This is a genomic window from Fulvivirga sp., from assembly GCF_040220315.1.
Classification (GTDB): domain Bacteria; phylum Bacteroidota; class Bacteroidia; order Cytophagales; family Cyclobacteriaceae; genus Fulvivirga.
Genome location: NZ_JAVJUY010000384.1, coordinates 21,007 through 31,609 on the forward strand (window position 1 = coordinate 21,007; position 10,603 = coordinate 31,609).

General features: G+C 36.9%; 14 protein-coding genes and 1 pseudogene. 13 read left to right on the forward strand and 2 right to left on the reverse strand.

Annotation, left to right across the window (positions count from 1 at the left end; translation table 11 throughout):
• Positions 1-29 precede the first annotated feature (29 nt).
• Entirely contained in the window at positions 30-689 is a 660-nt protein-coding gene (locus tag RLO81_RS19965; protein ID WP_350116091.1) for a TIGR04283 family arsenosugar biosynthesis glycosyltransferase, read from the reverse strand.
• 229 nt (positions 690-918) lie between these two features.
• Positions 919-1,425 carry a hypothetical protein gene (locus RLO81_RS19970; RefSeq protein WP_350116094.1) on the reverse strand — a complete coding sequence of 169 codons (507 nt, stop codon included), beginning with the start codon at positions 1,423-1,425 and terminating at the stop codon, positions 919-921.
• A 29-nt stretch (positions 1,426-1,454) separates the two neighbouring features.
• Here RLO81_RS19970 and RLO81_RS19975 point away from each other — a divergent pair, with 29 nt between their 5' ends.
• From RLO81_RS19975 to RLO81_RS20035, 13 genes and pseudogenes are all read left to right on the forward strand, one after another.
• On the forward strand, positions 1,455-2,069 hold the full coding sequence (locus tag RLO81_RS19975) for a TetR/AcrR family transcriptional regulator (RefSeq protein ID WP_350116097.1): 615 nt from the start codon (positions 1,455-1,457) through the stop codon (positions 2,067-2,069).
• A 35-nt stretch (positions 2,070-2,104) separates the two neighbouring features.
• Complete coding sequence (gene paaA / locus RLO81_RS19980) at positions 2,105-3,091, forward strand: 1,2-phenylacetyl-CoA epoxidase subunit PaaA (RefSeq protein ID WP_350116100.1); 987 nt, start codon at positions 2,105-2,107, stop codon at positions 3,089-3,091.
• 73 nt (positions 3,092-3,164) lie between these two features.
• A complete protein-coding gene (locus tag RLO81_RS19985; protein WP_350116103.1) occupies positions 3,165-3,773 on the forward strand; it encodes a phenylacetic acid degradation b in 609 nt (202 codons plus the stop codon).
• The gene (paaC, locus tag RLO81_RS19990; RefSeq protein WP_350116106.1) at positions 3,770-4,525 is read left to right on the forward strand and encodes a 1,2-phenylacetyl-CoA epoxidase subunit PaaC; all 756 of its coding nucleotides are present in this window, start codon (positions 3,770-3,772) and stop codon (positions 4,523-4,525) included. Before RLO81_RS19985 ends, paaC begins: the two co-directional genes overlap by 4 nt.
• A 33-nt stretch (positions 4,526-4,558) precedes the next feature.
• The gene (paaD, locus tag RLO81_RS19995) at positions 4,559-5,038 is read left to right on the forward strand and encodes a 1,2-phenylacetyl-CoA epoxidase subunit PaaD (protein WP_350116109.1); all 480 of its coding nucleotides are present in this window, start codon (positions 4,559-4,561) and stop codon (positions 5,036-5,038) included.
• A 33-nt stretch (positions 5,039-5,071) separates the two neighbouring features.
• Positions 5,072-5,725: a TolB family protein gene (locus RLO81_RS20000; protein WP_350116112.1), complete on the forward strand. Its 654-nt coding sequence runs from the start codon at positions 5,072-5,074 to the stop codon at positions 5,723-5,725.
• A 100-nt stretch (positions 5,726-5,825) separates the two neighbouring features.
• A complete protein-coding gene (locus RLO81_RS20005; protein WP_350116115.1) occupies positions 5,826-6,917 on the forward strand; it encodes an alkane 1-monooxygenase in 1,092 nt (363 codons plus the stop codon).
• A gap of 10 nt (positions 6,918-6,927) precedes the next feature.
• On the forward strand, positions 6,928-7,305 hold the full coding sequence (locus RLO81_RS20010) for a DUF3703 domain-containing protein (RefSeq protein ID WP_350116118.1): 378 nt from the start codon (positions 6,928-6,930) through the stop codon (positions 7,303-7,305).
• A 320-nt stretch (positions 7,306-7,625) separates the two neighbouring features.
• Complete coding sequence (locus RLO81_RS20015) at positions 7,626-8,177, forward strand: class I SAM-dependent methyltransferase (RefSeq protein ID WP_350116121.1); 552 nt, start codon at positions 7,626-7,628, stop codon at positions 8,175-8,177.
• 252 nt (positions 8,178-8,429) lie between these two features.
• Complete coding sequence (locus tag RLO81_RS20020) at positions 8,430-9,125, forward strand: hypothetical protein (protein ID WP_350116124.1); 696 nt, start codon at positions 8,430-8,432, stop codon at positions 9,123-9,125.
• Positions 9,126-9,146: 21 nt separating this feature from the next.
• A complete protein-coding gene (locus RLO81_RS20025; RefSeq protein WP_350116127.1) occupies positions 9,147-9,704 on the forward strand; it encodes a DUF1572 family protein in 558 nt (185 codons plus the stop codon).
• 75 nt (positions 9,705-9,779) lie between these two features.
• Positions 9,780-10,178, forward strand: coding sequence for a hypothetical protein (locus tag RLO81_RS20030; RefSeq protein WP_350116129.1), 399 nt, complete (start codon positions 9,780-9,782; stop codon positions 10,176-10,178).
• A gap of 210 nt (positions 10,179-10,388) precedes the next feature.
• Positions 10,389-10,603: pseudogene (locus RLO81_RS20035) on the forward strand (hypothetical protein); the annotation flags it as partial.

The following is a 10,603-nucleotide window of genomic DNA, read 5'->3' on the forward strand; positions in this document are numbered from 1 at the left end:
TGGATCTGACAAATATGCCAATACTGCATTCAATACTTATAAAATCGAGCTAAAAAGTGGGGCGATAGCCCTAAGTAATAGCCAAAAACGATGAGTATATTCTTCATCTGTTGCCAAACAACGCCATGCTTATCAAACCTTCTCGAAGATGTAATAACCTCAAAAGGGTATTTTTTAACTTTCACTTCCTTATTGAGTCTTCGAATAATGTCCAAATCTTCGAGTAACGGAATTTTTCTGTAACCTCCCACTTTTTCAAAAAGCTGTTTATCAATCAAAAGACCCTGATCCCCATAGGTGAGAATTGAGAAGTTGAATTTAGTAAACCAAGCATAAAAGCTTAACAGCCAATTAGTTCTATTAAATTTTAATTTAAAGGTAGCTGCAGGCACATCAATTTGAGTGAGGTTTTGAATTAACTCCTCAGAGGGAATACTATCTGCATGTAAAAAGAATAGCTTATCGCCTTTTGCCTCTCTTGCTCCTGCATTCATTTGAAGCGCCCGACCTTTTGGCGCACTTAATATATGAATACCTTCAAACTGATGAGCCATCTTAATGGTATTATCCAGACTACCACCATCTACTACAATTACTTCCGTTTCAGAACTTCTAACTTTCGATAATTGCATAAGTAGCTTTCCAATAGTCAGCTCCTCATTCAAGACAGGGATAATAATGGAAATCATACAATCATTTTTTAATGCTTCATACAACCTTCAGTAACTAACGTGTGTCTAGATAAATAAGGAGTTCGTAGACTGGCTAAAACTGTTGACTCTTTATTCACGATATTTCATTGCAAACCCTAATTTTTTAGAGGATGTTTAAATTGATCAGCAAATCAACACTGACTATTATCATTGGAATTGTAGTTGTAATTTTTATTCTCTTAAGTTCCAACGTCTAAGAGCTGGTCTAAAACTTATATTCCTTCTGATTCAGAATAATGTCTTTCTCTTTTTCTTGTAAATCTAAGTCTTTGCAATATCGTTTTGGAGTAGGCCTGAAAAAAGACATTACGAAAAGCAAAATAACATAAGAAACAATTAATACTCCTTTGGCTGATAGGTATAAGCCGCTTGCTAAAAGAATGGAAGCCACTGCCACATACACATAAAACGTGCTCACACTTGTGTAATAAGACACTAATTTCTCTTTTAAACCCGATGCTTCTTTACTTATTTCATTGCCACTTTTATAGATTCCAAAGCCCCTGATAACAAGTAAGCCGGCTAAAATTGGGCAAACATACCCTAGCAGCAATGAATATAAACCACCTTGCAAAAAGCCCGAAAACTCATTGTGTTTTATTTCTAAATACAACCAAACAAAAGGCAATAACGGCAGTGCGATTGTCAAACTAAAGAACATTCCCAATTTTGTATGGAATTCTTCAGGCGATTTAAAATTTACTTTTATCATATGGCGTTCAAAACTAATAAAATACTTCTTTGAGAAACAATTATGGTTATTTTTGTACGATGGTAGAAGTGGAAAATTTAAGCAGAAAAGAGCAAGTAATTAGAGCTGCTGCTGCCCTATTTCAAAAAAATGGGTATTCCGCAACTTCTATGCGCGATTTGGCCCATGCCTTAGGAATTGAAGCTGCAAGCCTTTATTCCCATATAAAATCAAAGGAAGAAATTCTTCAGAATTTATGTTTTGATATGGCAGCTCAATTCAGGGCATCACTAGATAAAGTTGAAAAATCTGACATTTCCTACAGTCAGAAACTTCGTCTGGGAATTCTGGGACATATCGAAGTGATGGCACAGGATTTAACGGCCTCAGCTGTGTTTATGAACGAACATAGGTATTTGAGCCAACCCTACTTAAGGGATTTTCTTCTACTAAGAATAAATTACATCAATAGATTTAAGAAGATTATTGAAGGTGGAATTGCTTCCGGTGAGTTCCAAAATATTGATACCAAGCTAGCCGTGATGACACTATTTTCGTCATTAAATTGGATGCCAAACTGGTTTGATCCTACCGGATTAACAAATCCTAAAGATGTGGGAAATCAATTGGCTGATATGCTCATTGGGGGAATCAAAACCAAATAGGTAATTTTACTGTTAAGAAATTAAAAACTGAAACTATGTACGGAGGAGGAAATACTTTTGAGCCAATGAAAGCTACGGGTATAGAAAATGAAGACCCGCAAAAATTAGCTGAATTTGAAGCTCGCATAGAAAGAGGCGAAAAGATAGAGCCCCACGACTGGATGCCGCAGCTCTACAGAAAGCAGTTGATCAGAATGATTGAACAGCACGCTCACTCGGAAATTATTGGTGCTTTACCAGAAGGAACGTGGATAACCAGGGCTCCTGGTTTCAAAAGAAAACTGGCACTTATGGCCAAAGTGCAAGATGAAGTAGGCCATGCGCAACTCCTTTATAGTGCCGCTGAAACGTTAGGCAAGCCAAGAGAGCAAATGTTGGACGATTTAGTAAGCGGAAAATCAAAGTATTCGAACATATTTAACTACCCGGCATTTACCTGGGCAGATTCTTGTTTTATCTCATGGTTAGTAGATGCAGGTGCTATTGTTAACCAGCTTGCGAATGCGAGAGGTAGTTATGGCCCATATTGCAGAGCCTTAGATAGAATTTGTGCAGAAGAATCATTTCACTTAAAGTATGGTCACCATTGCGTGATACACCTTGCTACAGGTACTGAAAAACAGCGTGAAATGATGCAGGCAGCCATTAACAGATGGTGGGGGCCGATGATGCACTTCTTCGGACCACCGGATAAAGCATCAGTTCATAGTGAAATATTAATGCGATGGAAAGTGAAGATGTCATCCAACGATGATCAAAGAAACCAGTTTTTGGATATGTATGTACCTAAAATCTGGGAGCTTGGTTTTACTATTCCAGATCCTAACCTGAAAAAGAACACAGAAACTGGTAAATGGGAATACACCGAACCTGATTGGGAAGAATTCAAAAGAGTTATTAATGGAGATGGCCCTTGTAATGCAGAGCGATTGGCTGTGCGAAGAACTGCTGAAGAAAGAGGCCGATGGGTACGAAAAGCATTACTAGCTCCAAAAACAGAATACGTTACTCCATTAGCATAATGAGCGATCAACAAACGATTGCAGAACATAAACAAAAATGGCATCTTTGAGATGTCATTTTTTATATTCATTCATGAACAAATCACTCGACCCAAGAGTCAATAGATTAAATCTTCCCGAAGGTGAATTAGTACCTAAAGTGCCATTGGATCAGTTTGGTACCTTTGAAGTGTTTGTACAAGCCAAAGAGGGCAAAGAATATCGCCATGAAGGCATCGTTCATGCCCCAAACCGCGATATGGCTTTTCTTTTTGCTAAAGAGCAATTTAGCCGCAGAAATACCTGTGTGGGTATATTTGTGGTAGAAACCCGTAATATTTACGTTACCGGCTTTACGGAAGATAAGGATAATATTTACAGCCATATCTCTGATGAATATCCTGAAGAAGGCTTCACGGAGCAATACGAAGTATTTCATCTGAATAAAAGGGGTAAGCAACACGAACATATCGGCTCTGTGCCTGCCAAAAACCATCAGCATGCTTTGGCATTGGCTAAACCTGAGTTTATCGATGGCCCTCCTGTATACAATATCTGGGTAGTAAAAACTTCTGATATCTTATTCACAGAGGAAGCAGACAAAATCATTTGGGACACACTCCACGAAAAGAAGTTTAGAGATGCCGCTGATTATAAAGCAGCAGATAAAATAAAAGCATTTAAAGAGAGGCAACAGTCATGAATACACAAGCTCTAAAAGAATTACTCTATAAGATTGCTGATGACCAATTAATTCTAGGCCATAGAAATTCTGAATGGACAGGTTTTGGTCCGTTATTGGAAGAGGATATTGCTTTTTCCTCCATGGCACAGGATAAAGTAGGCCAGAGTCAGGCGCTATATCAAATTTTACATGAGTTGGGCGAGGCCGAGCCTGATACTGTGGCTTTCACGAGAAATGCTGTTCAGTTTCATAACAGCCAGTTTGTAGAGTTGCCTAACAGTGAGTATGATTTTAGTTTGATCAGACACTTCTTGTTTGATACCGCAGAGGCACTACGTTTTGAAATGCTTACTCAGTCTTCCTACGAACCCTTAGCAAAACTGGCGAAGAAAATTCAGGGGGAATTGAGGTATCATACCATGCATGCAAACACCTGGATTAAACAATTAGGCTCCGCTACTGAAGAAAGCATCGGCAGGCTGCAAAAATCTTTGGACGAAGCCATGCCGTATGCATTGGGTTTATTTGAGCCATCAGAATTTGAAGCTGACTTAATTAGTGAGAATATTTTTGGAGGCGAAGAGGCATTGAAAGAAAAGTGGTTGGCAAAAGTAAAAGAGGTTCTAAGTCAAACACAACTGCTATTGCCTGATGTACTCACTCTCACACCAAAAGTTGGTGGTAGAAAAGGACAACATACTGAACATCTTCAACCATTGTTAGATGAAATGTCGGAAGTATTTAGAATTGACCCGACTGCTGAGTGGTAAGAACCAAGCTGGCAACTAACCTGTTATAGATATATGATTACTGAATCGCAAGTATATGATTGGTTAGATGAGGTGAAAGACCCGGAAATACCGGTTTTGTCATTGGTAGACCTTGGTGTGATTACCCGAGTTGATATTGGAACCAACTCTGTTAAAGTAAATATGACGCCAACTTTCGTTGGTTGCCCGGCTATCGACTATATGAAACAGGATGTAGTGGATGTACTCAGTAAGCACGGTGTAAAAGAAGTAGAGGTAAATGTAAACTTCGATACACAGTGGAATTCCAACATGATCTCCGATAAAGGTAGAAAGGCACTTAAAGATTTTGGTCTCTCCCCGCCTCCAAAACACAATTTAATTGTAGATATCGATATTCTGGAACATGCTGAATGCCCTAACTGTGGCAGCATTGATTCGGTGATGAAAACACCTTTTGGCCCCACCGCCTGCCGATCTATCCACTATTGCAACTCTTGCCAGGAGACGTTTGAGCAGTTTAAACCTTTGTAAATTAACAGGGAGATTAGTCTTAACAAAGTAATTATGATTTCATCTATTAGATTACTGTTTGCTATAATAATGACATTTAACATTTATTGCCCACTATTTGGGCAATCAGAATGCAATATTAAGTTAACCAATATTTTAGAACTGCCTGAATTGCAAGGTTGCCAGTATCCGATGTGGAATAAAGATGGAAGGGATGTGCACTGCAGTAACGTTTATAATCCAGAGAATTCGAATGATGATTTAATAGTTTTTTTAGATAAGACCAGTTTAAAGGTAATGGCAAGACAAGGAGACAGCTCCTGGCTAGTAACTTCAGATAACCAAAAATACTATTTCCCAATTATTTCAAATGATAAAAATAAAGTTGTCGTGCATAATGGTAGCAAAATGCAAGTATTTAATGTAAACGGCTCTGGCTTAATTTCAGAATTGGGTTGGGGGGTTGCATGCAGCTGGAATTCAGGAAGTGACAAAATATTATTTATACGGGATGAAAGTCCAGATGGGCATGTTATAACCGGATCTGAAATTTATATGATAAATGCCGATGGCTCTAATCTATGTAAACTGACAAACACTCCAAATACCACAGAGTTATGGGCGCACTGGTCGGCTGATGGTGAAAGAATTGTCTTTTATGACGAGCAAACAGATAAAGTATATCAAAGTGAGATTGCACAACGTTAATTTATACTCATTTTACAATCGATATTTTTTTCAGAAAAGGTGAAAAATTAAGGTCTGATGTGTGACAACCAAAATCTCATAAAATTGTTATTTTTATATCATGGGATTTTTCAAAAAACTTGGATTCTTTAGTGCATTTGTATTTCCACTTTTAGTCGTGGGTGGCTATTACCTTGGCGGATGGTGGAACTACCTCGCGCTTATACATGCGTTCGTCATACTACCTATTATCGATCAGCTTTTGGGTATTGATAAATCCAATATACCTGAAGATAAAGTGAAAGAGGTAGCTGCAGAATACTTTTATCGCTTTGTCACTTTTATATGGACGTACGTACAGGTAGCTTTTGTGATCTGGGGTTGTTATGTGATTGCGATGGGTCAGTGGAATGGCTGGTTTGAGCTCATTGGATTTACCTTAGGCTTTGCTGTTGTAACTGGTGGCATAGGCATTACAGTGGCCCATGAATTAGGCCATAAAAAAGAAGCCATTGAACGGTTTTACAGTAAAGTGTTATTGATGACCGTGAGCTACATGCATTTTTATATTGAGCACAATAAGGGGCACCACGTACATGTGGCCACCATGGGCGATCCTGCTACTTCAAGAAAAAATGAGAACTTCTATGCTTTTTGGGCACGATCTGTATTTCTGGGCTATGCACATGCCTGGAAAATAGAAAATGATAGATTAAGAAGAAAAGGAAAATCGGCATTGAGCCTGAACAATAACATGATTTGGTTTGCCTTGTTACCAATTCTATTTGCAGGGGCAATGACGGCAATTTTTAGTTATATGTCAGGCACTATTGTCTGGGGTGTTGCAGTCTTCTTTTTTGCTCAAAGCTTTTTTGCATTCACACTTTTAGAATTGGTAAACTATGTAGAGCACTACGGCATTCAGCGTAAAGAAGTGAGCCCGGGCAGGTATGAGCGTGTAACACCAATTCACTCCTGGAATGCCAGCCATTTGGTAAGTAATTTCTTCTTATTTCAGCTCCAGCGCCATTCCGATCACCATGCGAATGCTATTAAAAGGTACCAGGTGCTAGATCATTATGATGAAAGTCCGCAGTTGCCTGCGGGTTATTCTACGATGATCATCATTGCCATGATACCACCTTTATGGTTTGCCATGATGAACAAACGATTGGAGAAATGGCATGGCGAGCATGAAGTTTCGTTAGCCTAATTAAGCCCGTATGAAATTCTACACCACTCTTCCCAAAAGCCTAAAGCCTTATTTTGATAAGGAACTAGAAGGCTACAAAGCCCAATTGGAAGGTGGTCATTTACTCAAAGCATGGCATCATTTAGAAAGAGCGCACATTATTGGCCAGCGATACCCTTTTGCACACAGTTATGTACATTGGAAAATGCTACTATTCGGCATTCGCATTAAAAGTGCGAAAGAGGTGATCGGCCAAATTCCAAGATTACTGATTGGTGGCGTAAAATCCTTTGTAGGTAAAGTGCCGGTAGGCAACCCCGGTGGTGCCAATGTGCCACCACTCAAACCCTTTCCCATCGACCCCGAGATACAGATAATGTTTGATAAGGCAAAAGCAGAATTAAATTAAATAAGGGAAACTTCTGGATATCTATTGCCTTGCTTATATCTTCGTCATTTTTGATTCAAATAATAACATTATAAATGACCAATCTACTTAAATCCATATTGCCTCGAGCCATCTTAAGAAGTGGTAAGAATATTATATTTTCATTTAAAGTGTTCATAAATAAATTAATCCACAAGGGGAATAATGTGTATTGCCCAATATGTGACACTTCGTTCGATCAATTCGGTATTTATGGTCTAAAAAAAAGGAAGAATGCTCAATGTTACAGTTGCGGTTCACTGGAAAGGCATAGGTTGATTTATATGTTCATCGATAAAAATTTGAAATTATTTGAAAATAGAGATAAGCCGCTTAGACTTTTACATTTCGCACCAGAGAGGTTTTTCTACAAACTTTTTTCAAATTATGAAATGATTGAATACACACCATGTGATTTGTTTCCGGAAATTTATGATTACGGAGGTAAAATCAAGGTTAAGAAAGTTGATATAACCCAAATCCCATTTGATGATCAGTCATTTGACCTAATATTATGTAATCATGTATTAGAACATATACCTGACGATTTACGGGCCATGTCTGAATTGTATAGAGTCCTGTCTAACAATGGTCAAGGAATATTTCAAGTGCCATTAGATTATTCAAAAAACCATACATATGAGGACTTCAAAATAACAGATCCAAAGGAGCGTAAAATAGCTTTTGGACAACACGATCATGTCAGGATATATGGAAAGGATTATAAAGACAGTTTGGAAAAAGTTGGGTTTAATGTTGAGGTAAATGACTTTATAAATCAATTTACAAAAGCAGAAAAGTTTAAGTATGGCATATTAAAATCTGAGTTAATTTACTACTGTGGGAAGCATTAAATTTTACATTGAAAGCAAAGCTTATATCTTTTTGAGGTAAAACATATACTGAATAATTGTTAAACTCCTGCAGGCATCACAGAGGTGCCAATGTACCACCACTCAAACCCTTTCCCATCGACCAGGAGATACAGGCGATATTTGATAAGGCCAAGTTGAGTTTTTAAATTAGTTTGATTAGTAAAATATAACGGGTACTCGGAGTATTATTTGTATATTTATTTCAAGAGCTCTAATGTTCTTCCTACCTAAATGAAATTAATTATAGCCAATGTCATTCTCCTCGTAATACTCATAACGTATGTAGGATGCGAAGATGATTTTACCGACAAAAGTGGAATTACAACGAGAATCTATGGGAGAATGTATGATAGTGAAAATAAGATTCCTATTGCCAGCCAAAAATTGAGAATTAGTGAGTATAATAAATTGCCAGGAAGCTTTCATCCTGAAAGGGAATTTATTCAACACTTAGATTCAACATTTACTGATTCAGAGGGCTATTTTCATATAACTTTTACAACTAGTGGACAGGGTGATTTATATATTTTAACATACGAGTTGAATGATATATTTAATACCAAAGGACAAAATAGTAATATAAAAGTTAAAGAGATTGGTGTGGATAATGAAATAAATTTTGATTTTATTCATTTATACCCTGTAGATCTTAAAATATCCTTAGATGAGGATGTGCAATACTTGCCAATTGGCATCCGTCCCCAATTTCCCCCTTATTACCCTTCATCAACAGATTTAACACAGACAGGAATCGAACTTACACGATTGATCTACACCAATAAAAACTCAGAACAAACCATTAGGTTTTTTAGAACAACATCTGAGGGGCAAAGGCAAGCCGCTTATATCATCATGCCTGCAACTAAAGTGACCCAATTGACTGAATTTAAAATCACCTTATATGATGGTGACTTTGAGGATGAGTAATTAGATTGTTTTAATTTAATTATGGAATTAGAATATATCAATAGCATCAAAAAACAGTTTGAATACTACAAATCCGTGGGTGAAAAGACATTTGACCAGTTAGAAGAGAGTGACTTCTTTTGGCAATATAATGAGCAATCTAATTCCATTGCCATTACTGTAAATCATCTTTGGGGAAACATGCTTTCTAGATGGACTGACTTTTTAACATCTGATGGTGAAAAAGAATGGCGGAACAGAGATTTAGAATTTGAATCAGTCATCAAATCGAAAGAAGAACTTTTAGAAAAATGGAATGAAGGCTGGCAGTGTCTTTTTAACGCACTTGAATCAATAAATGCGAACAATTTTAATACCAAGGTGTACATCCGAAATCAGGAACATTCCATTATTGAAGCCGTGAATAGGCAATTCGCCCATTACTCTTACCACATTGGCCAGATTGTTTATATAGGCAGAATGATTAAAGGAGATGACTGGAAAAGCCTAACGATTCCTAAAGGTAAATCCAAAGATTTCAATCAGGCCAAATTTTTGAAAGGTAAACACAGTGGGCACTTCTCAGATGATTTGAAGTAAAATTTAAAAAGAAGTAATTCCTATCTTAGTATTAAAATATAACAAACACTCGGTGATTGTTACCGATGTATTATTTTGGACCGAGATATTATGCCTTTACCATGGATTATTAATAGACCAAAACTTTACGCTATTGGTGCTGTTATTTTAATCTTGTTAAGCCCATATTGGGTTTATAATAATTTGTATCATCTACTATTTAAATACTCTCCCTTTAAAAATCTTGACAATAAAGTTGTGGTAGATGGCGTATCCATTACTGATTATAATGACTACAATAATTTAGATATTGATGAAATATATATCGTAAACACAATAGATTTTTCAATTAGACAGATTACAAACGACAAGTACATCAATAAAAATCCAATACTAAAGAACGGATTAATTTATTTTGAAAGTAATAGGAATGGTACTATGCAGGATTTCATTTATAGTCTTGAAATTGACTCAATTTGGGTTAATAACAAATGATAAGATTAACAAAGGCTAACATTTTATAAAAGCGCATTTGCACTTCACCATACAAAGTCCGTAAATACTTCGGTGCCCACCAGTGGTAAAGCAGACTAGGTTCTAAACCCGAATCGTGCTAGTTTTATCAACTTTAATAAGGCCACTTAATACTTCTTAAGTGAGCGTAAACATTTAATTATACAAACCCAACAGAAAAATTATTAATCAATGAAAAACTTTAAACAGGTAATCATATTAATCACATCAATGGTTATTTCTTCATTTACTCAATCAACATTTGCTCAAGAAGACACCTTTATCAAAGAGTATCTGGAACGATTAGAAAACTCGAGAAAATATATGCTTCTCGTTGCTGAGTCAATGCCGGAAGACAAGTATAGCTTTAAAACCACCCCAGAATCAATGAGTTTTGCCGAACATTT

Excerpts from the sequence above, each read along its gene's own strand:
- RLO81_RS20010 (WP_350116118.1), top strand. The coding sequence starts at position 6,928 with ATGAAATTCTACACCACTCTTCCCAAAAGCCTAAAGCCTTATTTTGAT.
- paaD (WP_350116109.1), top strand. The coding sequence starts at position 4,559 with ATGATTACTGAATCGCAAGTATATGATTGGTTAGATGAGGTGAAAGAC.
- RLO81_RS20005 (WP_350116115.1), top strand. The coding sequence starts at position 5,826 with ATGGGATTTTTCAAAAAACTTGGATTCTTTAGTGCATTTGTATTTCCA.
- paaA (WP_350116100.1), top strand. The coding sequence starts at position 2,105 with ATGTACGGAGGAGGAAATACTTTTGAGCCAATGAAAGCTACGGGTATA.
- RLO81_RS20000 (WP_350116112.1), top strand. The coding sequence starts at position 5,072 with ATGATTTCATCTATTAGATTACTGTTTGCTATAATAATGACATTTAAC.
- RLO81_RS19985 (WP_350116103.1), top strand. The coding sequence starts at position 3,165 with ATGAACAAATCACTCGACCCAAGAGTCAATAGATTAAATCTTCCCGAA.
- RLO81_RS19965 (WP_350116091.1), bottom strand. The coding sequence starts at position 689 with ATGATTTCCATTATTATCCCTGTCTTGAATGAGGAGCTGACTATTGGA.
- RLO81_RS19970 (WP_350116094.1), bottom strand. The coding sequence starts at position 1,425 with ATGATAAAAGTAAATTTTAAATCGCCTGAAGAATTCCATACAAAATTG.
- RLO81_RS20020 (WP_350116124.1), top strand. The coding sequence starts at position 8,430 with ATGAAATTAATTATAGCCAATGTCATTCTCCTCGTAATACTCATAACG.
- RLO81_RS20025 (WP_350116127.1), top strand. The coding sequence starts at position 9,147 with ATGGAATTAGAATATATCAATAGCATCAAAAAACAGTTTGAATACTAC.
- paaC (WP_350116106.1), top strand. The coding sequence starts at position 3,770 with ATGAATACACAAGCTCTAAAAGAATTACTCTATAAGATTGCTGATGAC.